Here is a 25,859-nt window from a genome sequence, read left to right on the forward strand (position 1 = left end):
CCAATTCTGCGGAGGCCGGATGAAATGACACGCTGGTGCTTCCTGCTCGGCGGCGGCGACCTGGAAATGACCACCATTCGCGCCTTGGTCGCCGCGACCCTGGGGGAGGAAGCGATCCGGGACCGGGGCCTGACCTGGGGCGCCCGCCTGTCCGATTATGCCGAGGATCTGGGAGTGCTTCCGCCGGAGACCGTGCCGGTGCTGGTGGAACTCGCCCTCGACATCGAACCGCCGCCCGGCGCGGTGGTGATCGACCACCACAACGAGGACAGCGGGAGCGACCGCCCGACCTCGCTGGAGCAGGTGTTTGCCTTGCTCGGGCTGCCGCCGTCAGCCTGGACCAGAGCCTTTGCCCTGGTCGCCGCCAACGATCGCGGCCATGTCCCGGCTTTGCGCGCCCTGGGCGCCAGCGCCGAGGAAATCGAAGCGATCCGCCGCGCCGACCGGCAGGCCCAGGGCATTACTCCGGCCGAGGAACGGGACGGCGAGACCGCCACCGCCCGCCGCCGGCCCGCCCTGGACGGCGCCGTGACCCTGGTCGATCTGCCCCATGCCCGCACGGCCACGGTGACGGACCGGCTGGCGACGCTCGACCCGCCGCCCGAAGCGGTGCTGATCCGCTCGCCGACCGAGGTCAATTTCTTCGGCCCCGGCCCAGCGGTCCGGGCGCTTGACGCGGCGCTTCCCGGTGGCTGGCACGGGGGCGACCTGCCCCGGGCCGGCTTCTGGGGGCGGGGCGAGCCGCTGCCGGAAACCGAGGCGCTGCTGGCTATCCTGGCGGATCCTCTTGCGAAAAAAGGATGATTTTCCAGGACCTCCCTTGGGAAAAAACAACAAAAACCCTTTCCAGGGCCCACCCACACCGCACGGCCGGCGGTGCCGTGGTCGCCGCAAGCCATGGCCCCGGGGAAGGACCCGTGAAGGGGGGGCTCAGCCCACCCCCTCGACCGGACGGCACCGATTGCGGCTGGCGGCCTGTCGGGCGATGCGGTTCCAACTCTCGGCGGTGATCTCGTGCCACGTCTCGGTTGCCACGATCGCCCGCCGCTGGGTGCCAGATGGGGGGATATCTTCTAAACAGATATCAGGGGATGTGGCACCCACCGCCGCCTTGTGCTGGTTGCGACGGCGACGGCATTCGAGCCCCATCCGCTCGAAAATTTCCCTGACGTCACGCAGGGGATAGGCCGGCATCGGCAATGCCCCGGGCTGGCCGTTGCGGTCCACCCCCACATAGCGGGCCCACTTCGCCGGCACGATCGCGAGATAGGCCAGCAGGTAGCGGCGTTCAATCACCCGGCCGAGCAGGTGGGTTGCCAGCTCGGGCGTGATCCGCAAGCCAGAACGCATCGTCACCCCGGCCAACAGCGCGCGGTAGGCCAAGACCCTCGCCCGCTCGAACCGATGCAACGCCAGATCGCCCGAGGCGGGGTCACGAGGGTCGGCCAGCCCGAGAACCCCGGCGCTGAAGCGATCCATCCGGCGCGGCCCCCGCCCTTCGTCCCAGACCTCCAACGCGGCCTCGTCAACATCATCAACGCCGAGGTCGGTTTTGATCCGATGCCGCAGCAGGGCCAGTCGCTCCGCCTCGGTCGGGCGCGGGATGTCGCGCAGGAGGGCGGCCTCCGCGTCGCTCAGGTCCGGCGCGGCCAGAATGGCGGAACGCCCCTGCTCGCGGATCGCCGCCCGCACGGCCTTGACCTCGGCGCCAAGTGCCTCGTCCACCACCAGCGGCAACCGTTCGACCCGGAACCCCTGATGCTCCAGTCCCCACCATAGCCCGGCGGCGAAGTCGGCCCGCTGTGTGGCGTGATCGGCTTCGACCTTGGCGACGAAGTGGTCGAAATCGCTGGCATGGGTCACGGCGAGGCCTTCACGCGCGGCGGCCTCTTCCATCCCGGCGGTGATCGCTGCGGCATGGTCGATGTCGCGGCGATTGTTCGCCAGGACCACGATCGTCCAGGAGCGCAGATAGCGGACCCGCCGCAGCATCTGCATCGCATCGGCCGGAGTGATGGTCGCGCCGTTGGCGAACAACAGGCCGTGGGAGAAATAAGGACCGGTCTCGCGATGCTCGATGCTCAATCCGGAAGAAATGACCCCGGTATGCACCACGGCATCGTAGGTTCGGGAAACGCCTTCCGGATCCTGCCAGAATTTGGCCTGTTCCGGATTGTTCCGGTTGTCGCCATGCAGCAGCAGCACCCGCGCCCCGCCGGCCTCCAGCACCCGGGCGACCTCGATCGCCCGACTTTTCTCGCCACACCCGACCCACAGGCGTTCCCCGGCACTGAGCCGAGCCTGCGCCTCGCCATAGGCCGTGACCTGGGCGTCCTGACCGAAGCCGAATTTCACGGCCAACCCCTCGTTGCGGTGCGGCAGGTGGATGATGCGAAAACGCTCCCCTGGCCGGCAGGCTTCCAGAAAGGCGATAACCCGGTCGTCCATCCCGGCATCGGCACCGATGACGCATTCCGCCTTTCGCACCAGATCGCGCAGGGCGTGGAACACGTCGGCCGGGCTTTTACCGTCGGCCACCGTGACCTTGGACGCGAGCGAGCGCAGCACCTGGGCGATTTCATCCAGGAACACGAACCGCACCTTGCCCAGGATGGGAGCGTGGTCGGCCTTGACGATGCTCGGCAAACAGGTCGCCAACGCCTCGACCGAGGGCGCCAGATCGGCCGGAACGTCCTGGTAATGACGGCATCCCAGCCGCAGGGCCAATTCGTCAACCAAGCTCTGCCGGTGACAGATCGCGACGAAACGGCCGGGCTGTTGCTTGGCCCAGGCGGCGAACGGGGCGCCGATGCGCTGGGTCTTGCCGCTCCCCATCGGCGCGTTGAGCAGGATCACGCCGTGATAATCCGCCGCCGACAGGCTGGGCAACGTCGCCACGGTTTCCACATCGTGCCGCCCCATGACGTCCGGGCTGATCGCGACCGCCGACAGGGCGCACTGTTTCCGCTGCTCAAGCCGCTTCCGCCGATCCTCGCCGATGGCCCGCAAACTGTCGGGATGCAACAGACCCGCCGGGGCTGTGTCATGCAGCCGCCCCAACAGTTCCTCCAGACTGAACACATGCGGACAACGGGCCGACACCCGGCGGGCAATCGCCCAGGCCAGCGCGGCGACATCACCGGCCGACTCCGCCGCCGCCAGCTTGCCCCACCATGTCGCTTCGCGCCCTTCCAGCGCGACCGCCGGGAGAGAGCGTGGGGAGGTGAAGGCCTCGGCGTTGGCATTCACGATCGCGGCCCGGACCGCCTCCCACCCCGCATCGTTCCAATCCTGGCCGCCCCGCCACGGCATCAGCACCGGCAAGCCGGTTTCCCGCGCCGCTTTTTCTCCCGTCCCCGACGTGTCGTTGTCGGCCGCGACCAGATCGGCCCGGGCATACGAAGCGACCAGGGGCAAGGCTCCGGCCGAGAAAGCCACGATCACGGTATCGCCGCTTCCCCGGTGCCACGTCGCCCCGGTTGCCAGCCCTTCCACCAGAACACGCCGACCACTGCCGCCGGGGATCTCGAAATGGCACCCGTGGGCACGACCGCCGAGGATGAAACGTTTCCGCCCCCCGGCATCGATCCGTTGCAGGTTGACCAGCCGGCCCGCCTCGTCATGCATCGGCACCAACAGATCGCCGGCTCGGACCGCCGGAACGTCGCACCAACCCCGCTCCGCGCCACCCCACAATTGCGCCCGGCAATCGATCCGGGCCACCCGCAAGCCCGGAACCGCAATCCGTTTGCGGGTCAGATAGGGATGGTCCTCGCTCGGGATCGCCTGCTCCCAGGCGGCACGGGCCGCCTCGGCTGCGGCGCGGTGTCCATCCTCCTGTTGGCGGTCACGCGCGGCAGCCTGTGCCGCTTGGGCCTGACGGGTCGCTTCGACGGCGGCACGATAGGCCTCGACCTGCGGCTGATTGTCGTTGGCCTCGCCAAGACCAGGATCCCGGCTGAATTGTCCCCAGGCCTCGTCCCGAGGCTTCCAGAACAGGGTTTGCCCGCCATGTCGAAACGATTTGAACGTGATCGCCGGCCAGACTGTGCCATCCCGATCCTCGGTGAGGCTGGCGATATAAAACTGCTTCTGATCCCTGCGGCCATTCAGCGCGGGCAGGTAGTGGCGGCGCCCATCCAGTTTCGGAAGCTCATCCAGGCGGGCGCCCACCTGTGCCGCTGCCGCCTGGGCGCTCGGGAAAAACGCGGCCAGAAGGTCTTCCGGTGTCGAATAATGCCGGCCGCACCAATCGAGGAAAGGGGCCGCCGTCATGATGAGGCCCCCTGGTCGGCGGCCATTTCCCTTGCGATCAACTCCCGTGCCGTCTGCCGGGCAGATTCAGAGCATTTTCCTTCCCGGTCCTCCCGTTCGGCCACGGCCAAACATTCAGCCAGATAACGGAGGCGGGAGAAGGTTTCCATCCTGCGCCCACGACGGCGGGTATTGGCCCCGCTCCATCGAACCGAGAAAAGCAGGCCATCAAGGCGAAACTCACCTCTGTCCACCTTGAGGATAAGCTCTTTCACCTCCTCGACGCTCGGGCGACCGAGACGGTTGATTCGGAGAACGAGAGCCGAAGCGACAATGTCGAAACGGTCGTAACGAACGGAGGCGGGAAGCTGTTCGATCACATACTCATCAATCGTCAGCATGTCTTCCGCAATTTCGTCCAGACGTGCGGCATCCATTCGCGGATGGGCGTCTGAACATTTCCGGTTTTTCCAGCGCGGCAGAGCCATTGCGTCAGCCCTCCTGCCCAGTGACCGGACGAGCGGCGATCCGCGCCGCGATCCAGCGTTGCACCTCGCTTTCCGGCCATGCGGACGCACGGCCCACCGGGTGCAGCGGAGAGGGAAACAGCCCCTCGCCAATCAGCTTGTAAACCGTCGATCGTCCCAGGCCGGTCTGGCTAACGACGTCTTTAATTCTGATAAGTTTCTCAGCCATCTTGGATGTGGCCCCTTTTTGTTGGTAGATGTCCACACCATGCCCTGGCTGTCCGGGGCTTTCCCCGGGGGGTATTTCACAATCGACAACGGCGCCCCGAAAGGCGCCGCTGCGTTTAAACGGTCCATGGAGCAGCGGGTTACCCGTGCCGCAGGCTGACCACATCTCCTGTCTTGGCGCCCCCATCGATATCCAGCAGCCCATGGCGGGCCAACGCATCGGCATGGTCGGCGATATGGGCGCTGTAGTTCCGTTCGATCATCACCACCGACGTATCATGCTGTACCGCGACCACCCGGACCGGCACACCCCGCAGCAGGCTGCGAACGATCGAGGAATGGCGCAGGGCGTAAAGGGTGATCTCCGCCGGCTCATAGGGGGCGATCTCGTCTGCCGAGAACCCGGCGGCCCCCACCGCACGGGCGAACAGCCGGCTATGGTCGCTCTTGCCCCAGGGAGCGCCGGAGGGCTTCAGAAGCAAAGAGGTCTCCTCTTCCCGCCCCTGTGCCACTTCGGCCAGTCTGACGGCCAAGCCGGCCGGGATCGGCAGGGGACGGCGCAGAGTCTTTTTGGTTCCTTTGCCTTTTTTCGATGTCGGCATGTTCAGGCGCTGGCCGGGCAGGATGTCCCCCACCAACAGCCCGGCGATCTGGGAATAGCGGCTGCCGGTGACGGCAGCCACTTCGACCAGCAGTCCGAAGGCATGTGACACACGATAGGCCGCCTGAACGATCCGCTCCACCACCGCATCCGACAGAATCACATTTCGCGCCTGCTCGGCGTCAGGCAGTCCGGCCAGTCCATGCCGCCACGCGTTGCCGTTACTGATCCGGTCATTGTGACGGGCGGCCAGTTCCAGCGCGGCGCGAAGACCGTTGGCCGTTCGATTGACCGTTGCCGGGGCAAGGGTCTGCAACAGGTCATCCCGCCATTTCCGCAAATCGGCCGCCGTCAATTCGACCACCGGCTTTTCCGCCAGCCGGTCGGAAAGGTGGCGTCGAACGCGCTGGACGTTGCCGACATCTCCGCGCCGGGCGGCAAGGTCGGCTTCGTAACTGTCGAGCGCGGCGGCAACGCTCATCCGGTTGGTTGGCGATACGTCGGCTTCATTGGCGGCGGTTTCCAGCGCCAGCGCCTGGGCCTGCGCCCAGGACAGCACCCGTTCGCCGTCGGCATCCTCGTAATCGTCGGCAAGCCCGATCACGCGCTGGGTTGATCCGCCCTTGCCATCTGATTTGCGGACGACCCAGGTTCCGGCGCTGGCATTGCGGCGATAACCCACGCTGGTCCCGCCGCCCAGGCTTTCGAACACCGGCTTTTTCGCCACCGGCAAAGCCAGCCGGGCCTTTTTCGTTGCCAGCGGAGAAGCCTTCGCACGCGCCATTTCGTCCCTCCATCCATTACCGCCGAAGTTCGGCGGAAAAATCGGTGTCCTGTCAGTGTCCAGTCTGCGTCTGCGGATCAGGGTAGACAGGAGGGGACGTCTCCGCAACAAAAACTGTTTATTATCAGCATACTCATAAACGACGAGAGACATGACTGGACGATAAAAATTGCCCTCTCACGGCGGTAACCTGGGTTCGAATCCCCGTGGGGACGCCAATGACTTCAATGACTTAAGGCCGCCTTCGGGCGGCCTTAGTCGTTTTTGTCCCGTGTTGGCCCAACAGGCATTCCGCGACGCCGCCGGCCAGGGAGGGACACCCCCCCTGAAAATCCATAAAATATATAGACTATATTGACATGATTGGCAGCACCCCGTAGCCTTTTCCGTGTCGAAGCGTGGCAGGGGATACGCCCGGGGCGTGTTCCCTCGGCCGCGCCGGACAAACGGCGGGAGAGCGGCTATGTCGGTCGAAACGCGCAATATCGACACCCTGGTGCTGCATGGCGGCGGCTTTCGCGCCGACCCGGCCACCGGTGCCACCACGGTCCCGATCTATCAGAGCGTGTCGTTCGATCTCCAGGACACCGCGCGGGCCGAGCGGCTGGCCAATCTGGCCGAGATCGGGTTCATGTACAGCCGGGTGGCCAACCCGACCCAGGACGCGCTGGAACAGCGGCTGGCCGCGCTGGACGGGGGTGCGGCGGCGCTGGCGCTGGCCTCGGGGCAGGCGGCAACGGCGATCGCGGTGCTGACCCTGGTCGAGGCGGGCGACAACATCGTCAGCAGCACCGACCTGTACGGCGGAACCTGGAATTTCTTCGCCAACCGGCTGCGCCAGTTCGGTGTCGAGGCCCGTTTCGTCGATCCGGCCGATCCCGCGAATTTCCGCCGCGCCACCGATGCCCGCACCCGGCTCTATTTCGGCGAAACCCTGCCGAACCCGAAGCTGGAGGTGTTCCCGATCCGCGAGGTCGCCGAGATCGGGCACCAATTCGGCATCCCGCTGATCATCGACAACACCCTGGCGCCGGTGCTGGCCCGCCCGATCGACCATGGCGCGGCGGTCGTGATCTATTCGGCGACCAAATATATCGGCGGCCACGGCACCACCATCGGCGGCGCGATCATCGACAGCGGCCGTTTTCCCTGGGCCGACCATCCCGAGCGTCAGCCCCTGCTGAACCGGCCCGACCCGTCCTATGCCGACCGAAGCTGGGTCGAGCTGGCCCAGCCGTTCGGCCCGATCGCCTTCCTCCTCGCCGCCCGGGCCGGGCTGCTGCGCGATCTCGGCCCGGCGATCGCGCCGCAAAACGCCTTCCAGCTCGCCCAGGGGCTGGAGACCCTGCCGCTGCGCATCCAGCGCCACAGCGAAAACGCCGCCCGGGTCGCCGCCTTCCTGTCCGGCCATCCCAAGGTGGCCAGCGTGATCTATCCCGGCCACCAGGCGGGCGAGGCCCGCCGCCGCGCCGACGCCTATCTGACCGGCGGCCATGGCGGGCTGGTCGGGGTCGAACTGAAGGATGGGATCGAGGCGGGCAAGCGGTTCATCGATGCCCTGAAACTGCTCTACCACGTCGCCAATATCGGCGACGCCCGCAGCCTCGCCATCCATCCCGCCAGCACCACCCATGGCCAATTGCCGCCGCGCCAGCAGCACGCCTCGGGCGTCACCCCGGGCTATGTCCGGCTGTCGATCGGGATCGAGAACGCCGACGACATCATCGCCGACCTGTCCCAGGCCCTCGACCACGCCTGAATCCCCGTCGTCCGGCCAGAGAAAGGGACGCCATGGCCATCAATCTCAAGCATCCGGAAGCGGAAACCCGCGAACAGCGGCTGGGGACGATCACCCAATGGGAAGGAAGCGCCAGCGAGCTGGCCCGCGATTCCGCCTTCACCGCCGGCTGCGGCAACGCCGGACGCGGCCAGGGCGGCAAGCGTCTGTGCGAGCGGGACAGCCCCTTCACCCAGGCCTCGATGTGCGCCGAATGCATCGCCGTCACCAACGCCACGATCATCCAGGATTCCGTCGTCATCCAGCACGCGCCGATCGGCTGCGCCGCCAGCCAGTCCTTCACCTGCCGTTATTATCGCGACCTCGCCGCCCAGCGGGGGTGGGAGGTCAGCAACCCGCAGGCGATCTGCACCAATCTGGTCGAACGCGACATGGTGTTCGGCGGGGTGGCCAAGCTGGAACAGGCGATCCGCGCGGCGTGGGAGCGCCACCGCCCCCAGGTGATCTTCGTCGCCAGTTCCTGCGCCACCGGGATCATCGGCGACGACATCGACGGTACCGCCCAGCAGTTGGAAGCGGAACTGGGCGTCATCATCGTCACCCTCCATTGCGAAGGCTTCAAATCAAAGCATTGGAGCAGCGGCTGGGACGTGATCGAGCACGGCATCCTGCGCCGGCTGGTGCGCCGCGACCCGCCCCGCCGCCAGCCCGACCTGATCAACGTGATCCATCTCGGCGGCCCCGACGTGTTCTCGCCGCTGCTGGAACCGCTCGGCCTGACGGTCAATCTGGTGATGGGGGGCAGTCCGCTCGACCGGCTGGCGCGGATGTCCGAGGCCGCCGCCACCGCCACGATGTGCTTCGTGCTGTCCTATCTCGCCACCGGGCTGGAGCAGGATTACGGCGTGCCGGAGGTCAAGGCGCCGCTGCCCTACGGTCTTGACGCCACCGACGCCTGGCTGCGCGACATCGCCCGCATAACCGGGCGCGAGGAGCGGGTCGAGGCGCTGATCGCCCGCGAACGCGCCCGGGTCGAACCGGAGTTGGCGCGGCTGCGGCGCGCCCTGGCGGGGAAGAAGGGCTTCATCGCCGCCGGCGCCGCCTTCGCCCACGGCCTGCTGGCCGATCTGCGCGAATTGGGAATTGAGGTCGATGCGGCCTATTCCTTCCATCATGATCCCAGCACCGACAGCGGCGATCCCCGCCAGGATTCGCTGTCGCATCTGGTCGAGACCTGGGGCGACGTGACCAATTTCACCGTCAGCCCCGATCAGCATTTCCAGGCCCACGCCGCCTTGCAGCGGGCCAAACCCGATTTCGTCATCTGCCGCCATACCGGCTCGATCGCCGCGCTGGCGGGACGGCTGGGCATTCCGGTGCTGCCGGTGTTCTACTCGAATGACGGGCTGGGCTATGACGGACTGATCACCATCGGGCGGGGCATCCTGCGCATCCTGCCGAGGCGGCGCTTCTATCAGGACGTCGCCGCCCATTCCTCCTTTCCCTATCAGCGTTGGTGGAAGGACGAGACCAACCCCTACGCCCCGTTCCCCCCCGCCGCCCCAGCCGAAGAGCCCGCCCCGCGATGACCGCCCTCCCCCCCGCCTCGCCCTGCGCGGAATCCCGCCCGCTCGAACAGGTCCGCTATGTCTGCGCGCTCGGCGCCCTCGCCAGCGTCATCGCCATTCCCGGCGCCCAGCCAATGACCCATTGCGGCCCCGGCTGCGCCTCGAAGCAGTTCCACGCCCTGTCGGGAATCAGCGGCTATCAGGGCGGGGAGTTCCAGGTCCCCAGCACCAACATCGGCAACCGCGAGGTGATCTTCGGCGGGGCCGACCGGCTCGACACGGTGATCGCCGCCACCCTGAAGGTGATGGAGGCCGATCTGTTCGTGGTGCTGTCGGGCTGCGTACCCGCCCTGATCGGCGACGATGTCGGCAATGTCGTCGCCGGCCATCGCCAGCGCGGCGTCCCGATCGTGCTGGCCGAGACCAGCGGCTATCAGGGCAACAACTTCACCGGCCACGAGATCGTCGTCCGGGCGATCATCGACCAGTTCGCCGACGCCCATGCCGGCCCGACCCGGCCCGATCTGGTCAACGTCTGGTCGCTGCTGCCCTATCAGCATCCGTTCTGGCGCGGCGATCTCGAGGAGATCCACCGCCTGCTCGAAGGGATCGGGCTCGAGGTCAACATCCTGTTCGGCCATTCCAGCCAGGGGGTCGAGGAATGGCGGCAGGTGCCCAACGCCGGGTTCAATCTGGTGCTCGGACCCTGGCTGGGGCTGGAGACCGCCCGGCATCTGGAGGCGAAATACGGCCAGCCGTTCCTGCACCGCCCCACCCTGCCGATCGGCGCCCGGGAAACCGGCGCCTTCCTCCGCGCGGTCGGCGCCTTCACCGGCCGGGATCCCCGGCGGGTGGAACGCTTCATCGCGGCGGAGGAGCGACGCTATTACCTCTATCTGCGCGATTTCTCGTCGTTCTATGCCGGCTGCACCAGCCAGTACCGGCTGCCGTCGGCGCTGATCGTCGTCAGCGACAGCGCCTACGCCCTGGCGGTGGCCACCTTCATGATCGAGCAGTTGGGGCTGGTGCCGGCCGGCCTGATCGTCACCGAGAACCCGCCCGAGGCGGCGCGGCCGGGAATCGTCGCCGCCTTCCACGCCCTGACCGACGCGGTCCCGGTTCATTTCGCCGATGATGGCTACGAGATCGATCGGATCCTGCGCGCCACCGATCTGACCGGCCATCTGCCGATCCTGTTCGGCACCACCTGGGAAGGCGAAATGGCCAAGGCGCTCGACGCGCCGCTGATCGAGATCGGCTACCCCTGCACCGACGAGGTGGTGCTGTCGCGCGCCTGTCTCGGCTATCGCGGCGCGCTGCATTTGATCGAGCGCATCTACACCACGGTGGTGCGCGCCGAAACGATGGGGTGATCCCTGCTTTCCGATTCGCGGGCTCCGCCCGCACCCGCCAAGGGCCGCAGGCCCTTGGATCCCTTTCCTTGCCCTTCGCGCGGCCAACGCCAGCGCCCAAGCGGAAAGGCCGTTCCGCGCCCGACCATCAATGGGTTCCAAGGGCCTTGCGGCCCTTGGCGGGCGTGGGCGGAGCCCACACCACCGCGAAACCCGAGCGGGCAGCCCTGCCGGTTCGCGGCAGGGCCCCGGCCGGCAACGCTCAGGCGCTGGCGCCGACGGTGGTGGTGTAGATCTTCTCCAGCAGGGTCAGGGCGCCGCGATAGCCGACATAGGCGCGCGACAGCACCACCTCGTAGGAGGCGGGGAAGCCGACCTCGACGATCGAGCCCTTCAGTTCCTTGGCCAGATCGCGTTCCCAGGTGGTGCCGAAAATGATCGGCGCCTTGTGGCCGAAATGGGTGTCCCGCAGCTTCTGATGGATGGTGTGGCTGTCCTCCTCGAAATCGATTTCGGTCGAGACATCGTCGGCGATCGCCCGGAACTGGGCGCGGATGTCGTCCCGCACCTCTTCGGGCGGGTTGTCGGTGACGATCTGGCGGCCCGGGATCAGCCCGAGCTGGTTGACCAGGAACCGGGTCAGGGCCAGGGCGTAGGTGCTGTCGGCGACCACGGCGAACTTGGCCGGCAGCCCCCACCAGTACTCGGCATAAAAATCGGTGAAATCCTCGATGTATTTGTAATAGCGGGCCTCCTCGTCGGCGATGAACGCCTCGGCCTTCTTGCGCGCCCGCCCCTTGTTCAAGCCGGCGAACTCGAGCACCCGGCGCAGGAACGCCCCGGTCTCCTTGGCCCCGATCGGCAGCACCGGCGCATGCAGGAACGGCTGGCCGTATTTCGCCTCCAGGTGCCGGGCGGTCTCCAGCCCCAGCCAGGGGCCGAGCACCAGATTGAACTGGGCCTGGGGGATGCTCTTCCATTCCGCCACCCCGGCGGATTCCGGCCCGAACAGGATGTTGACCCTGAGGCCGATGCCTTCGAGGATCCGCTTGATCTCGGTCAGGTCGCCCCGCCAGAAGGTGTTGTGATAGGGCAGCAGCGACCAGACATTGACCAGCCCCTTGACCCGCTCGCCGTCATACGGGCCGACGAACTGATCGATGATCGCCCGGGTGACCAATTCGTGGCCGGTGAAGTTGTTGCCGCGAAAACCGCCGGTCTCGGCGAAGACGATCGGGACGCCGCGCTGCTGGAACGGCTTGACCACCGAACCGACATCGTCGCCGACCAGATCGGAGATGCAGCCGGTCAGGACGACGAACAGATCGGCCTCCAGCACCTTGAGGGTGGCCCCGATCAGTTCGGTCAGCCGCTCGGCGCCGCCGAACACCACCTCGCGCTCCGAGGCATTGGTGCTGGGCACCACCGCCCCGCCGCCATAGCCGCCGCCCTGAAAGCCGTTATAGAAGGACAGGTTCATGAATTGCTTGTCGGCGCAGCCCGGCCCGCAATGGGTGATCGGAATCGCGCGCGGAATGGCGGCGACGCTCTGCATCGCCCCGATCGAGCAGCCATAGCGGACCTGCTCGATCGAGTTGGTCTTGCCGGCGGCGAGACCGCTCGCCGCCACCTTGTCCTGGGAATCAATGATCGACATCGGTTTCTCCGGTCACGCGGCGCCGTTGCGGGCCAGCACGAAGGGGTCTTCCTGCTCCAGCCACCATTTGCGATAGGGCAGCCGGACATGGGCGGCGAGGTCCTGGTGAAACTTCTTGTGCGCCAGCACGTCGAGAATCGATTCGCCCAGGTTGAGGATGCCCTGATAGCCGACGGCATGATGCTCGTCGCCCAGCGGAATCGCCGGGATGCCCAGGCGCGCCGCCAGCGGGGCCAGCCCGTTGTGGCGGATGATGATGAAGTCCGGCTTGACCCGCTGGAGCAGGGCGAAGAACTGGTATTGCTGGCGGTTGCCGACGGTGAATTGCGGCACCTCGCCATAGGTGTCGAGCAGGTGCGACAGCGAATCCTGGCGGGGATCCTGGCTGTCATAGACCGGGTCGTGGTGGAACACCAGCGAGCCGTCCACCTCGATTCCCAGTTCGCGCAACACCCCGATCAGGCCGTGGGAATAGGCCGAGCCGGTCGAGACGTAGCCCTTCTTGCCCTTCAGCAGCGCCCGCAATTCCTCCAGGCGCGGCCGCACCCGCTGATGTTCGCGGGCGATGTACTCTTCCGCCCGTCCCTCGCGGTGGGTGACGCGGGCGATCTCGCGCAGCCAGGCATCGGTGCCGGCGAAGCCGTAGGGCTGCGGCGCCTTGACCTCGGGCACGCCGTATTCCTGCTCCAGCGCCGCCGCCATGTAGGAGGACAGGGTGTAGCAGAACCCCACCGTCGCCGCCGCCTCGGACATCTGGGCCAGATCCTCGACCGTGGCCAGATCGACGACGTAATTCACCCGCAGTCCGAGTTCGGCCAGCATCGGCGAAAACACGTCCGATCCCCACAGATTGATGACGTTGACCAGATCCTCCTGCTTTTTCTCCGGGTCCTTGCGGACGAGCTGGCGCAGGATGCCGTGCTGGGTGGCGTCGAATCCGGTGCTCCAATGCTTCGAGCGGAAGCCCTCGCAATGGAGCGGGATCACCGGGATGCCGAGTTCGGTCTCGAGCTGGCCGGCGACGCTTTCGATGTCGTCGCCGATGATCGCGGTGGCGCAGGAGCTGGCGATGAAGATCGCCTTGGGGTGATGGCGTTCCCAGGCGTCGCGGATGGTCCGCTCCAGCTTGGCTGCCCCGCCGAACACCATGTCGCGCTCGCCCAGATTGGTGCTGATCAGGTGCAGGTTGGTCACCGGCAGGCCGCGCAGGGCCAGCCCGTTGCGGTAGATCGAGTTGTAGATCACCTGACCGGTGCCGCAGCCGATCGGGGAATGCTGGATCAGCACCGCGTCGCGGACATTGCCGGCCTGGCATTCGACCATCTGCTCGCTGCACACCGAGCCCTGGGTGAACGGGCTGTTCAGCTCGCACACCCGGCGGGCCTTCTGGCCGCATTTGCTGCCGCATCCGCCCCGGGCATAGGCGGATTCCTTCGCGAGGTCGGAGGCCTTGCCGTCCCAGCCGATGATGGTGCCCAGCCGCTGCTCGCGGCTTTCGACGACGGCGGTCTTCAGATTGATCGGCATGATCGCCCCCCCTTACGACGCGGCCAGCAACTGGTTGCCGCGCTCGATCTCGATCAGGTGATCGGCCCAGCCGGCCGACCAGTCGCGCAGTTCCTGCTGATTGAGCGGGGTCGGCACCTTGGACTCGGTGTGCTCCGCGATCCGCCGGGCCAGCCGGCGATAGGTTTCCGCCTGTTCCGAATTCGGCGCCGCCTCGATGGTGGTTTTGCCCTGCAACTCGGCCTGGGTCACCGTCAGGGAGCGCGGCACGTATTCGATCACCTGGGTCTGGGTCCGCCGGGTGAAATCATCGACGATCTGGCGATGGAAGTCGGTGTTGATCGAATTGGCGATCACCCCGCCCAGCAGGGCGCCGCCCTTGTTCGAGTAGGTCTGGATGCCCTTGAACAGGTTGTTGGCGGCATAGATCGCCATGAAGTCCGAGGAGGAGACGGTGAAGACGTGTTCGGCGATGCCTTCGCGCACCGGCACGGCGAAGCCGCCGCACACCACGTCGCCGAGCACATCGTAGATGACGTAATCGAGGTCGAGTTCCTCGAAGATGTTCTGCTGCTTCAGCAGTTCGACCGCCGAGATGATGCCGCGCCCGGCGCAGCCCACCCCCGGCTGCGGCCCGCCGGCCTCGACGCAATAGACCCCGCCGAAGCCACGGAAGATCGCCTCGTGGGCATCGACCCGGGCGTTCTGACGCAGCAGATCGAGCACCGACGGAATGTATTCGCCGCCGCGCAGGGTGTTGGTCGAATCGCTCTTCGGATCGCAGCCGAACTGCATCACCTTGTGGCCGGCCTCGACCAGGGCGGCGCTGATGTTCGAGGTGGTGGTCGATTTGCCGATCCCCCCCTTGCCGTAGATCGCGATCTGCTTCGGTTTCTTGCTGGCCATGTCGGTTGGAATCCTTGCTCTGGAGGGGGGGGACGCAGGCGGCCTCAGCCGTGCGAAAAGGTGCTGTCCTGAGCCGGCCGGGCGGCATAGAGCGCGTCGGCATAATCGGTCAGGCCGGGAATGCCGCAGGCATCGGCGCGGCAGCGGCTGCAATGGCTGAAGACGGTCAGATGACGCGCCGCCTCGGCCTGGGCCCGGGCCTGCTGCGCCGCCGTCGGCGCCGGCCGGTCGGCGAACTCATGTCCCGGCAGCAACGGAATCAGGTTGATCATCGACGCCCCGGCCGCCGCCACCGTGCGGGCCACCGTTTCGACATGCCGGTCGTTGAGACCGGGAATCAGCACGGTGTTGACCTTGACCACCCCGCCCAGCGCGACGATGCGGCGGATGCCCGCGATCTGGTTGGCGATCAGGCGCTCGGCGGCGGGAAGACCGGTCAGGCGCCGGCCGTGATAGGTGATCGTCGGACTGATTTCGGCCTGGAGCGCCGGATCGACCGCATTGACGGTGACGGTCACCGTCCCCACCCCGGCGGCGATCACCGGCTCGGCCTTTTCGGCCAGCAGCAGACCATTGGTCGACAGGCAGTTGATCAGGTCGGGAAAGGCGGCATGGATCAGGGCGAAGGCGCGCAGCGCATGATCGGTGCACAGGGTGTCGCCCGGCCCGGCGATGCCGACGACCGAAATCGTCGGGCATAAATCCAGGGCGCGGCGCACCACATCGACCGCCTGATCGACCGCCACCAGCCCCCGGGCCACCCCCGGCCGCCATTCGTCGCGGTTGAAGTCGCGCCGGCAGAACCGGCAGGTGATGTTGCAGGCCGGGCTGACCGGCAGGTGCAGGCGGCCGCTGCTGGCGTGCCCCTCCGCCGTCAGGCTGAAGCAGGGATGGCGGCCTTCCAACTGGGGGAACGGCGACGAGGCCTCCGGCCGGCGCTGCCCCGGGCAGCGGCGGGCGTTGTCGTCGGCGGATTCGGGGCGGAGGGGGGGAACCAGGGTCATCACGCCCGCTCCCGCCCCGGCCGCCGCCCCGCATCGGCCCGGCCGGCGTGACAAACCCTTGGGCGATCCCGCCAGGGCAGGATGGTTTCGATCGACATCTGTCTTCCCGTTCAAATCTCTTCCCGGGATGCGCGGCGGCAGCGCCCCGCATCCATCGAGGGAATTGAACACGCCGGGACGGGCGGATGTCAATTAAATCTATAAATCTAGTCTAAAGGCGATGTGTGCGGAGGAGCCCCCCCTGCCGGACCGCCGCGCTCCGCCCGCGCGGCGCCGGGTCCCTGCGCGGGGGCAGAGTCCTAGGGGCGAATATCTTCCAGCCAGCGCTTCTTCGGCTGCACCGGCTCGTCGAGAGCGCCGCTGTCGATCAGACGGCCGAGGGCGGATTCGATGAAATCGGGAATGACGAAGGCCTGGATCCCCCGTTCGGCCAGCCGCACCACCGCGCCGACGCCGACCTGGGCACTGATCACCGCCCGGCAATCCGCGATCAGGGCGACGGTTCGGCCCATGCTGCCCTCGTCGTGCCCCCTCTCGCCCGCCTCGTCCGCGCCGCCGCAGGGAGGGCGGTTGGGACGGACCTCAAGGAAACGGACCGAGCGGCCGTCGATTTCGCAGACGACGAACTGGGTCGTCTGCCCGAAATGCTGGTGCACCGTTCTGCCATCGGCACTGGATATCGCGACCTTGACCGGCATTCGACCCTCCCTTGCCTGGGGGAGGAGAATCCAACCACCGTCGGTCCGACAATGTCAACACTCTCTATAGATTATGTCATGATTTATCGGCGCCGAGGCTGACGGCGCAGGCCGATCGCGATCCGCCGACCGGTCTCGACAACGCCCGACCCTCTTCAGGCGTGGCGCGGCGGCCGGCCGTTTTCGGTCCTGTTCGTCTCGACCATTTCAAGCGGATCAACGACAGCCATGGCCACGAGGCGGACAATGGCGGAATGCCTGAGCCGCCCCCCCTGCGCCAGAGCGATCTGGTTGGGCGGATCGCCGAACCCTGTGTCAGGCGATCAAGGCGCTGTGGCCGAACATCGGCCGGACGAGGCGATGTATGCCGCCAAACGGCAGGGCCGCAACCGCGTCACCTGCATCGACGAATCCTAGCCTTCCCTGTCGCCGGGATCACCCCAGCCGGCTGCGGCGCAGCAGGCTGCGGCTGGCGGCGATGGCGTTGCGGCTGGCGGTCAGGCCGGGGGTCGCCACCGCGTCGCGCCACCGTTTCGCCGCTGCGACCATCCGGGCGGATTCCTCGACCATCTGGGCCGCCTCGGCCGCCGCCCGATCGCTGGCGCTGGCGGTTTCCGCTCCCGGGCTCACCGGCTTGTGTTCGCTCGACATGCCCTGCCCCTTCCCCAAAACGGGAAAACCCCGCCGACTCAGGGACTGAGCCAACGGGGTTTCCGGCGAACGCCAGCCGAGGGAACGGGATCACTCGGCCGGCACTCGAGCCTTCCGTGCGTCCCGGGTCGCCCCGGAACACCAGCAGGCGTCTGTTCGCTTAGGCCGCGCGCAGATTGACCGCGGCCAGCTTGCCGGTCCGGCCGGTCTCGACCTCATAGGACACCTTCTGGCCTTCGGTCAGGTTGCCCAGGCCCGAACGCTCGACGGCGGAGATGTGAACGAACACGTCGTTCGAGCCGTCGGAGGGCTGAATGAAACCGAAGCCTTTGGTGGAATTGAACCATTTCACGGTGCCAGTGGACATTGATGTCTCCCATGGGCTGGCGTTGCCCCGGCCGAAACGAGCCGCGGCATCAAATCAGTAATGGGTAGGTCCAGAGGTCGCCCGCAAACGGGATGGCTGTGGGAAATGCCCAACGAATTCGAATGGTTCATTTGCTCATGAACCGATGGCCGCCGTCAACACATTTCGCTTTTTTCTGACCGCCCCGCCCCACCGCGCGGAAATCTTGCCGGGATTTTGCCGGACCGCTCCCGCCCCCTCTCCTTCCGCCCGCCTGCGGTTGGTGCGGCAAATCTGCCGTTGGTGCAAGAGTCCGGCATTTCGGGCGGGAAGGGTTGGCAGCAGGCCCCCGGGCGGGTCAGGGTGGCCTACCCCCACCCCACCCAGCCGAAGGTGCCGTCGATGACCGCCGCTCCCGCTCCCGCCGCCGAGACCGATTCCCCCGACCGCTATGTCAGCTTCCGCGGCATCGATTTCGAGGCCAACATGGCCGCCGTGATGGCCCATCTGCGCCGCTACATCGACGATCCGGCCACCAGCAACGCGCTGTGGGAGCGGTTCAAGCAGCGCCTTGCCGTCGCCGAATCCAGCGACACCCCGACCACCGACAAATTGCTGCTGCTGCATTCGCACGTCTATTACATGGTCGAGATGTTCGAGGACCATGACGACGAGGCGGCGCTCGAGGCGCTGAAGAAACTCGAAGAAGAGTGTTTCTGAGCCGCCGGGCGGCGCCGCCCGACGGCGGCGCCCCGGTCGGACCGGATCAGGCCTCGCCCAACGCGGCGAGGTACAGGGCGAGGATCTCTTCCTCTTCCTCCCGCTCCTGACGGTCCTTCTTGCGCAGCGAAATGATCTTGCGCAGGATCTTGATGTCGAATCCCTGCGACTTGGCCTGCGCGTAGACGTCCTTGATGTCGTCCGACAGCGCCTTCTTTTCCTCCTCCAGCCGCTCGATCCGATCGACGAACTGGCGCAGGGCGTCGGCGGCAATGCCACCGATCTCGTTGGAGCTGGACTCTTCGCTCATCACCTACGGTCCTTACGCTACGAAAAAACGGAGGGCCGACCATAACCGGCTTTTCCGCCCCTGTCACGGGCGGGCGGAACGGCTCGACCGCCGGGGGAACCGGCCGACCGGCCGGCTCCCCCAGGTCGATGCCAGACCGCCGTCTTAGCGGCCCAGCGCCTTCAGGGCCTCGCCGGCCTGCTCGGGCAGCGCCTGCTTGACCGCGTCGAGCACCGCGCCCCCCTGCGGCGCGCTGAGGCTGATCGAGGATTTGAGCGACGCCGACAGCACCGCGTCGAGCACCGCCCGGCCGATCTCCGCCCCAGTGGCCCCGCCGCTCTTCTCGCCCAGATCGTTGAGGACGATGTCGTCGAGCCGCGCGGTGGTGCTGGCGCCGGGCAGACCGGTCACCGCCAGACTGACCCGACCCTGGGCGATCGCCAGATGACGGATCACCACCTTCTTCTCGGCCGGCTTGGCCGCCTCGGCCTTGACCGGTTCCGCCTTGGCGGGTTCGGCCTTAGCGGGTTCGGCCTTGGCCGGTTCCGGCTTGGCCGGCTCGGTTTTGGCGGGTTCGGCCTGGGTCGCTTCCGGCTTGGCCGCTTCTTCCGGCTTGGCCGCCTCGGCCGGGGCCGCGTCCTCCGGCTTGGCCGGCGCCGCCTCGTCCTGGCCGGCGGTGGCGCCGGTCACGTTGCGGCGCAGCACGGCGAGATTGCTGCCCCCGGCCCCGAGTTCGAGCGCCACGGCCGGCGCCGCCACCGACACCTCCTTGATCACGATCGGGGAATGGTTGAGCGTGGTGGTGTCGAGCGCGATGGTGACCTCGCCCAGCCGGATCGCCGGCTCGGACGAGAAGCCGGGCGGGTTGGCCACGGTCAGGCCGGACAGCGTCGCCTTGCCTTCGGCCAGACGGAGCGCGACCCCGCCGACCGACACCTTGGTGCCGGCGACTTCGCTGCCGACCCGCTCGATCACGGTCTTGACGATGCCGTCGAGCGAGGAAAACAGATAGAACAGCCCGCCGGCGATCACCGCCAGCAACAGACCGACGCCGATGATGAACTTGCGCATGAGGGCTCCCTCGTGGTTGCTGAAATGGCCGCCAGTCTCGACCACCCCGCCGCGCTTGTCGAGACTCCGCCGGGGCGGGGCCGTTATGCTGACCTGATGGACGACAGCCCCCTCACCGACCCCGATTTTGCCGCATTGATGGACCGGCTCGGCCCGTTCGAACCCGCCCCCCGCCTCGCCGTCGCGGTGTCGGGCGGGGCGGATTCGCTCGCCCTCACCCTGCTGGCCGATTCCTGGGCCCGCGCCCGGGGCGGGACGGTCACCGCGCTGACCGTCGATCACCGCCTCCGCCCCGAGGCGGCGGCCGAGGCGGCGCGGGTCGGGGACTGGCTGGCCAAACGCGCCATCGCCCACCATGTGCTGGTCCGCGCCGGGCCCCGCCCCGCCGCCGATCTCCAGGCCGCCGCCCGCGCCGCCCGCCACCGGCTGCTGGAGGAATGGTGCGCGGCGGCCGGGCTGCTCCATCTCCTGCTCGCCCATCACCGCGAGGATCAGGCGGAAACGCTGCTGCTGCGGCTCGGGCGCGGCTCGGGGGTCGATGGGCTGGCGGCGATGGCCCCCTGCCGCCCCACCCGCTGGGGCCAGATCCTGCGCCCGCTGCTCGACATCCCCCGTGCCCGCCTGCGCGCCACCCTCGCCGCCCGGGGCCAGGACTGGATCGAGGATCCCTCCAACACCGACCCGGCCTATGCCCGGGTGCGGCTGCGCGGCCTCGCCCCGCTGCTGGCCGCCGAGGGGATGGACGCCGCCCGGCTGGCCGCCGCCGCCGACCGGCTCGGCCGCGCCCGCGCCGCGCTCGAGGCCGCCGCCGCCCGCGCCGCCGCCGCCCTGACCCGGCTCGATCCCGCCGGCTTCGCCCGGCTCGATGCCGCCGGCTTCGCCCGCCTGCCCGACGAGATCGCCCTGCGCCTGCTCGCCCGCCTGCTGGCGGCGATCGGCGGCGAGCCGCTGCCGCCGCGCCACCCCGCTTTGCTGCGGCTGGCCGACACCCTGCGCGGCGGACTGGGCGCCGCCACCCTGGCCGCCTGCGCCCTGACCGCCGCCGGCGGCTCCTGGACCCTCTGCCGCGAGGCCGCCCGCGCCGAACCGCCGGTGCCGCTGCCCCCCGGCGGCGCGGTATGGTGGGATCGTCGCTTCCGTGCCACCGTCGCCGCCGACGCCCCGCCCGGGCTGCTTCTGGGCGGGCTTGGCCCGGCGCCGGGACGGGCGCTCGGCGAGGCGGCCCGGCTGTTGGGCATCCCGGCGGCGGCGCGGGCGACGATTCCCGCCCTGCATGACCAGCGAGGTGTTTTCGCGGTGCCACGCCTCAGTTATAACCTTGCGGGCGCGCGCGCGGTGCTGCGCAGGCTGGAGCCGGCCCCGGCCCTGGCCCTGACCACCGTTGGCTGTTCTCTTGTGCCGGCGGTGTCCGCCCCCATATCCAGGGCGATGTCTTCGGCGTAGGCCCCGGCGCCCGGCGGCGGCGACGCCAAACCAGGAAGGACCCGACCTTGAATTTCAGCAAGAACCTGGCGTTGTGGGTCATCATCGCCGTGCTGCTGGTGATGCTCTTCAACCTCTTCCAGGCCTCAACCCCCCAGCGCGGGACCGGACAGGTGTCGTTTTCCGACTTCCTGTCCGATGTCGAGCGGGGCGGCGTGACCGACGTCACCATCCAGGGCAACTCGCTGAACGGCCATTACAGCGACGGACGGCCGTTCGCCACCTACCTGCCCGAGAGTTCGGGCGTGGTGGACCGGCTGCGCGCCCAGAACGTCCGCATCACCGCCGTGCCGCCGGCCGAGAACACCCCCACGGTGTGGAGCCTGCTGGTGTCGTGGTTCCCGATGCTGCTGCTGGTCGGGGTGTGGATCTTCTTCATGCGCCAGATGCAGTCCGGCGGCGGCAAGGCGATGGGCTTCGGCAAGAGCCGCGCCCGCCTGCTGACCGAAAAGACCGGCCGCGTCACCTTCGAGGACGTCGCCGGCATCGACGAGGCCAAGCAGGAGCTGGAGGAAATCGTCGAGTTCCTCAAGGACCCGCAGAAGTTCCAACGCCTCGGCGGCAAGATTCCGAAGGGTTGCCTGCTGGTCGGCCCGCCCGGCACCGGCAAGACCCTGCTCGCCCGCGCCATCGCCGGCGAGGCCAACGTCCCCTTCTTCACCATCTCGGGCTCCGACTTCGTCGAGATGTTCGTCGGCGTCGGCGCCAGCCGCGTCCGCGACATGTTCGAGCAAGGCAAAAAGAACGCCCCCTGCATCATCTTCATCGACGAGATCGACGCGGTCGGCCGCCATCGCGGCGCCGGCCTCGGCGGCGGCAACGACGAACGCGAACAGACCCTCAACCAGTTGCTGGTCGAGATGGACGGGTTCGAATCCAATGACGGCGTGATCCTGATCGCCGCCACCAACCGCCCCGACGTGCTCGACCCGGCCTTGCTCCGCCCCGGCCGCTTCGACCGGCAGGTGGTGGTGCCCAACCCCGACATCGCCGGCCGCGAAAAGATCCTGCGCGTCCACATGCGCAAGGTCCCGCTGTCGCCCGACGTCGATGCCCGCATCATCGCCCGCGGCACCCCCGGCTTCTCCGGCGCCGACCTGTCGAATCTGGTCAACGAGGCCGCCCTGCTCGCCGCCCGCGCCGGCAAGCGGGTGGTCGGCATGGCCGATTTCGAGGAAGCCAAGGACAAGGTGATGATGGGCGCCGAGCGCCGCTCGATGGTGATGAGCGAGGACGAGAAGAAGCTCACCGCCTATCACGAGGCCGGCCACGCTTTGGTGATGCTCCACGTCGCCGGCCACGAGCCGCTGCACAAGGTCACCATCATCCCGCGCGGCCGCGCCCTCGGTCTGACCATGTCGCTGCCCGAGCGCGACCGCTATTCGATGTCGCTGAAGCAGATCAAGGCGATGATCGCCTCGTTCTTCGGCGGCCGCGTCGCCGAGGAACTGACCTTCGGGCCGGAGGCGGTCACCACCGGCGCCTCCAACGACATCCAGCGCGCCACCGAACTGGCCCGCAAGCTGGTGACCGAATACGGCTTCTCCGACAAGCTCGGGCCGCTGCGCTACAACGAGAACCAGGAGGAGATCTTCCTCGGCCATTCGGTGACCCAGACCAAGAACATCTCCGAGACCACCGCCACCCTGATCGATTCTGAGGTGCGCCGGTTCGTCGAGGAGGGCGAGGCCACCGCGCGCGACATCCTGACCCGCTTCAACGAGGATCTGGAGACCATCGCCAAGGGTCTGCTCGAATACGAGACCCTGTCGCGCGAGGACATCGAAACCCTGATCCGGGGCGAGGCGATCATCCGCCCCGACGGCACCCGCTTCCAGCCGCGCGAGACGCCCCGGCGCTCGTCGGTGCCGAGTTCGGGCGGCCCCTCGGCCGGCGGCCCGGGCTTCGGCCCCGAGCCCGAACCCCGGGCCTGACCGCGATGGGCGCGGTTCCCGCCGTCGCCTCGGCCTTCCAGCGTTGCCCCGTGCTGCCACGGGGCTTCGCCCTGGCCGGGCTGGATCTGGCCCGCGCCCTCTATCTGCTGCCCGCCGGCATCGTCGCCGGCGAGCAGGGCGCCGCCGCGGTGATCGCCGGCCAGGGCTGGCCGATCGCCGACGGCCCGCTGGTGTTCACCGCCGTCGCGGTGGTGCTGCGCAGCCCCGAGGGCGGCGCCCATGTCACCCTCGCCCCGTTTTCCGCCGTGCTCGACTGGGCCGAGGTCGAGTCGCCCGAGGTCAGCCGCCACATCGCCGACACCCTGCGCCGGATCGGCCGCCGCCGCGACCCCTGGGCCGGGCTGGCCCTCGACGCCCCGTTGGTGATGGGGATCGTCAACGTCACCCCCGACAGCTTTTCCGACGGCGGCGATTTCGTCGATCCAGACGCGGCGATCGCCCACGGGCTGGCGCTGGCCCGCGCCGGCGCCACCATCCTCGATGTCGGCGGCGAATCCACCCGCCCCGGCGCCGCCCCGGTCGCGCCGGAGGAGGAGGAGCGCCGTGTCCTGCCGGTGGTGCGCGCCCTGGCCGAGCGCGGCCTGGTCGTCTCGATCGACACCCGCCACGCCCGGGTGATGGACTCGGCCGTCGCCGCCGGGGCCAGGATCATCAACGACGTCACCGCCCTGACCGGCGATCCCGACTCGCTGCGCGTCGCCGCCGCCAGCGGCGCCGCGCTGTGCCTGATGCACATGCAGGGCGACGATCCCCGCACCATGCAGGCCGACCCGCACTACGATTGCGCCCCGCTCGACGTCGCCGACCACTTGGCCGAGCGGATCGCCGCCGCCGAGGCGGCCGGGATCGACCGGGCGCGGATCTGTCTCGATCCCGGCATCGGCTTCGGCAAGACCACCGAGCACAACGCCCAGGTGCTCGCCGCCTTGCCGCTGCTGCACGGCTTCGGCTGTCCCCTGCTGCTCGGCGTGTCGCGCAAGCGTTTCATCGCCGCCCTCTCCGCCGACGAGCCGCCCCGCCAGCGTCTGCCCGGCACCCTCGCCGCCAATCTCGCCGGCCTCGATGCCGGGGTGCAGATCCTGCGCGTTCACGATGTCGCCGAGACCTGTCAGGCGTTGCGCGTCTGGCAGGGCATGCGCGGCGGAGCTTGATGGCGGGCGCCCGCCAGCGCGCGCAACGCAACGTGAGGGCGGGCTCCCGCCCGCGCCCGGCCGGGGCGATGCCCCGGACCCCCTTCTTTTTTATGCTGGTCGCGGGCGTTCTATCCAGTTCGGCCCGCGCCGAGGAGGCGCTGACCGTTACGCCGGAACTGACCGCTGGGATCGGGGTGTTCTCGGTCAGCGATGCCGGGTTTGGGCAGGGGGTTGGTCGCCGCGACGGCAGCGGCAAGGTTCGGTCGCCGAACTGGGGCGAGGGCTATCTCAAGCCTGGGCTGACCGTGCGGCTCGACCGGCCCGGGCTGGGGGCGGTCTATGGCGCGGTGTCGGTGGTCGGCTCGACCACCCAGGGGGAGGGCGACGCCATCGCGCCCAATCAACTGACCCATGGCGGGGTGTCGCATGCCGACCTCGAACGCGCCATGGTCGGGTGGAAATCGGGCGATCTGCTGGGGCAGACCGATGCGATCGACCTGTCGTTCGGCCGCCAGGATTTCCTGATGGGCGACGGCTTCCTGCTCAATGACGGCAATCTCGACCAGGGGCGGGAGGGCGCAAGCTGGTTCGGGCCGCGTTCGGCCTGGGCCGGCTCGGCGATCGGGCGGTTCAGCTGGGATCCGCTCCATGCCGACCTGTTCTGGCTGAAGAGCGACCCCGACACCGGCGGGATGAGCATCGCCGGGGTCAATGTCGAGGCCCGCTTCGGCGAGCGCGGCACGATCGGGGCGGCCTTGCTGCGGCTCGGCCACGACAACCCGACCGGCTCGGGCCGCCTCGGCAGCGACGGGGTGTCGAGCCTGCGCGAGGGGATGCGGGTGGTCGATCTGCGCGCCCGGGGCACCCCGCTCGCCGCCCTGCCCGACCTGACCCTGGCGGCGGAGGGGGTGATCGAGCGCAATGACGGCACCGGCCGCCGCCTCGCCGCCGAGGGCTGGTACGCCGAGGCCGGCTGGAGCTTTTCCGCCCTGCCCTGGCGGCCGGTTCTGACCTACCGCTATGCCCATTTCAGCGGCGACGATCCCGCCAGCCGCGACCGTTCGGAAAATTTCGACCCGCTGCGCTACGGCATGGTGCGCGGCTGGGGCTCGTATTATCACGGCGAGGTCGCCGGCCAGTATTACCTGTTCAACAGCAACGAAAACCTGCACATGGTCCAGCTGGCCGCCGGCCCGCGCGAGGATCTGCGGGTTGGCGCGATCTGGTACGCCCTGGCCCTCGACCGCGCCGCCGCCTGCGAATCGCGCGATTTCGGCCGCGAGATCGATCTCTACGCCGACTGGACCGCCGCCCCCTGGCTGACCCTGAGCGGGGTGTGGGGCCTGCTGGCGCCCGAGGCCTATGCCCGCCGGCATTACGGCGACGATCCGACCCTGGTGACCGAACTGATCGCCACCCTGCGGTTCTGACCCGGGGGATTGCCCCCGC

22 protein-coding genes are annotated in these 25,859 nt (G+C 68.3%); 9 read left to right on the forward strand and 13 right to left on the reverse strand.

Annotated elements, in window-relative coordinates:
* Nucleotides 1-24 precede the first annotated feature (24 nt).
* On the forward strand, nucleotides 25-804 hold the full coding sequence (locus ACFSNB_RS05030; protein ID WP_377314941.1) for a hypothetical protein: 780 nt from the start codon (nucleotides 25-27) through the stop codon (nucleotides 802-804).
* A gap of 126 nt (nucleotides 805-930) precedes the next feature.
* Here the strand turns inward: ACFSNB_RS05030 and ACFSNB_RS05035 are convergent, their stop codons facing one another.
* From ACFSNB_RS05035 to ACFSNB_RS05050, 4 genes are all read right to left on the reverse strand, one after another.
* Entirely contained in the window at nucleotides 931-4,275 is a 3,345-nt protein-coding gene (locus tag ACFSNB_RS05035) for a plasmid replication protein, CyRepA1 family (RefSeq protein ID WP_377314942.1), read from the reverse strand.
* Nucleotides 4,272-4,742: a hypothetical protein gene (locus ACFSNB_RS05040; protein ID WP_377314943.1), complete on the reverse strand. Its 471-nt coding sequence runs from the start codon at nucleotides 4,740-4,742 to the stop codon at nucleotides 4,272-4,274. Before ACFSNB_RS05040 ends, ACFSNB_RS05035 begins: the two co-directional genes overlap by 4 nt.
* Before the next feature lie 4 nt (nucleotides 4,743-4,746).
* Entirely contained in the window at nucleotides 4,747-4,950 is a 204-nt protein-coding gene (locus tag ACFSNB_RS05045; RefSeq protein WP_377314944.1) for a helix-turn-helix transcriptional regulator, read from the reverse strand.
* A gap of 139 nt (nucleotides 4,951-5,089) precedes the next feature.
* The gene (locus ACFSNB_RS05050; protein ID WP_377314945.1) at nucleotides 5,090-6,334 is read right to left on the reverse strand and encodes a tyrosine-type recombinase/integrase; all 1,245 of its coding nucleotides are present in this window, start codon (nucleotides 6,332-6,334) and stop codon (nucleotides 5,090-5,092) included.
* A 463-nt stretch (nucleotides 6,335-6,797) separates the two neighbouring features.
* On the opposite strand from ACFSNB_RS05050, the gene ACFSNB_RS05055 reads away from it, so the two are divergent.
* The 3 genes from ACFSNB_RS05055 to ACFSNB_RS05065 are packed head-to-tail and all read left to right on the forward strand — an operon-like array spanning nucleotide 6,798 to nucleotide 11,013.
* Entirely contained in the window at nucleotides 6,798-8,093 is a 1,296-nt protein-coding gene (locus ACFSNB_RS05055; RefSeq protein ID WP_377314946.1) for an O-acetylhomoserine aminocarboxypropyltransferase/cysteine synthase family protein, read from the forward strand.
* 32 nt (nucleotides 8,094-8,125) lie between these two features.
* A complete protein-coding gene (locus ACFSNB_RS05060) occupies nucleotides 8,126-9,661 on the forward strand; it encodes a nitrogenase component 1 (RefSeq protein WP_377314947.1) in 1,536 nt (511 codons plus the stop codon).
* Nucleotides 9,658-11,013 (forward strand): nitrogenase component 1, encoded by a 1,356-nt coding sequence (locus tag ACFSNB_RS05065; protein WP_377314948.1) that lies wholly within the window; start codon nucleotides 9,658-9,660, stop codon nucleotides 11,011-11,013. Before ACFSNB_RS05060 ends, ACFSNB_RS05065 begins: the two co-directional genes overlap by 4 nt.
* A gap of 241 nt (nucleotides 11,014-11,254) precedes the next feature.
* Here the strand turns inward: ACFSNB_RS05065 and ACFSNB_RS05070 are convergent, their stop codons facing one another.
* The 7 genes from ACFSNB_RS05070 to ACFSNB_RS05100 form a co-directional block, all read right to left on the reverse strand.
* The gene (locus tag ACFSNB_RS05070) at nucleotides 11,255-12,649 is read right to left on the reverse strand and encodes a nitrogenase component 1 (protein ID WP_377314949.1); all 1,395 of its coding nucleotides are present in this window, start codon (nucleotides 12,647-12,649) and stop codon (nucleotides 11,255-11,257) included.
* A 12-nt stretch (nucleotides 12,650-12,661) separates the two neighbouring features.
* Nucleotides 12,662-14,176 (reverse strand): nitrogenase component 1, encoded by a 1,515-nt coding sequence (locus ACFSNB_RS05075; RefSeq protein WP_377314950.1) that lies wholly within the window; start codon nucleotides 14,174-14,176, stop codon nucleotides 12,662-12,664.
* Between the two features lie 12 nt (nucleotides 14,177-14,188).
* Entirely contained in the window at nucleotides 14,189-15,061 is an 873-nt protein-coding gene (gene nifH, locus ACFSNB_RS05080; protein WP_377314951.1) for a nitrogenase iron protein, read from the reverse strand.
* A 44-nt stretch (nucleotides 15,062-15,105) separates the two neighbouring features.
* The gene (locus ACFSNB_RS05085) at nucleotides 15,106-16,065 is read right to left on the reverse strand and encodes a radical SAM protein (protein WP_377314952.1); all 960 of its coding nucleotides are present in this window, start codon (nucleotides 16,063-16,065) and stop codon (nucleotides 15,106-15,108) included.
* 299 nt (nucleotides 16,066-16,364) lie between these two features.
* Entirely contained in the window at nucleotides 16,365-16,763 is a 399-nt protein-coding gene (locus ACFSNB_RS05090) for a NifB/NifX family molybdenum-iron cluster-binding protein (protein ID WP_377314953.1), read from the reverse strand.
* Between the two features lie 435 nt (nucleotides 16,764-17,198).
* Complete coding sequence (locus ACFSNB_RS05095) at nucleotides 17,199-17,414, reverse strand: hypothetical protein (protein WP_377314954.1); 216 nt, start codon at nucleotides 17,412-17,414, stop codon at nucleotides 17,199-17,201.
* Nucleotides 17,415-17,574: 160 nt separating this feature from the next.
* Nucleotides 17,575-17,781 (reverse strand): cold-shock protein, encoded by a 207-nt coding sequence (locus tag ACFSNB_RS05100; RefSeq protein ID WP_377314955.1) that lies wholly within the window; start codon nucleotides 17,779-17,781, stop codon nucleotides 17,575-17,577.
* 381 nt (nucleotides 17,782-18,162) lie between these two features.
* Here ACFSNB_RS05100 and cowN point away from each other — a divergent pair, with 381 nt between their 5' ends.
* The gene (gene cowN, locus ACFSNB_RS05105) at nucleotides 18,163-18,480 is read left to right on the forward strand and encodes a N(2)-fixation sustaining protein CowN (RefSeq protein ID WP_377314956.1); all 318 of its coding nucleotides are present in this window, start codon (nucleotides 18,163-18,165) and stop codon (nucleotides 18,478-18,480) included.
* 46 nt (nucleotides 18,481-18,526) lie between these two features.
* Here the strand turns inward: cowN and ACFSNB_RS05110 are convergent, their stop codons facing one another.
* Together ACFSNB_RS05110 and ACFSNB_RS05115 are read right to left on the reverse strand one after the other, a co-directional pair.
* Entirely contained in the window at nucleotides 18,527-18,790 is a 264-nt protein-coding gene (locus ACFSNB_RS05110) for a DUF2312 domain-containing protein (RefSeq protein ID WP_377314957.1), read from the reverse strand.
* Nucleotides 18,791-18,934: 144 nt separating this feature from the next.
* Complete coding sequence (locus ACFSNB_RS05115) at nucleotides 18,935-19,840, reverse strand: AsmA family protein (RefSeq protein WP_377314958.1); 906 nt, start codon at nucleotides 19,838-19,840, stop codon at nucleotides 18,935-18,937.
* A gap of 12 nt (nucleotides 19,841-19,852) precedes the next feature.
* Between ACFSNB_RS05115 and tilS the strand changes: the two genes are divergently transcribed.
* The 4 genes from tilS (at nucleotide 19,853) to ACFSNB_RS05135 (ending at nucleotide 25,840) form a co-directional block, all read left to right on the forward strand.
* The gene (gene tilS / locus ACFSNB_RS05120; protein ID WP_377314959.1) at nucleotides 19,853-21,283 is read left to right on the forward strand and encodes a tRNA lysidine(34) synthetase TilS; all 1,431 of its coding nucleotides are present in this window, start codon (nucleotides 19,853-19,855) and stop codon (nucleotides 21,281-21,283) included.
* 47 nt (nucleotides 21,284-21,330) lie between these two features.
* On the forward strand, nucleotides 21,331-23,256 hold the full coding sequence (gene ftsH, locus ACFSNB_RS05125; protein WP_377314960.1) for an ATP-dependent zinc metalloprotease FtsH: 1,926 nt from the start codon (nucleotides 21,331-21,333) through the stop codon (nucleotides 23,254-23,256).
* A 5-nt stretch (nucleotides 23,257-23,261) separates the two neighbouring features.
* Nucleotides 23,262-24,428, forward strand: coding sequence for a dihydropteroate synthase (gene folP, locus ACFSNB_RS05130; protein WP_377314961.1), 1,167 nt, complete (start codon nucleotides 23,262-23,264; stop codon nucleotides 24,426-24,428).
* 92 nt (nucleotides 24,429-24,520) lie between these two features.
* Entirely contained in the window at nucleotides 24,521-25,840 is a 1,320-nt protein-coding gene (locus ACFSNB_RS05135) for an alginate export family protein (RefSeq protein WP_377314962.1), read from the forward strand.
* Nucleotides 25,841-25,859: the final 19 nt, after the last annotated feature.

Source organism: Phaeospirillum tilakii (genome assembly GCF_042683125.1).
Taxonomy (GTDB): domain Bacteria; phylum Pseudomonadota; class Alphaproteobacteria; order Rhodospirillales; family Magnetospirillaceae; genus Phaeospirillum; species Phaeospirillum tilakii.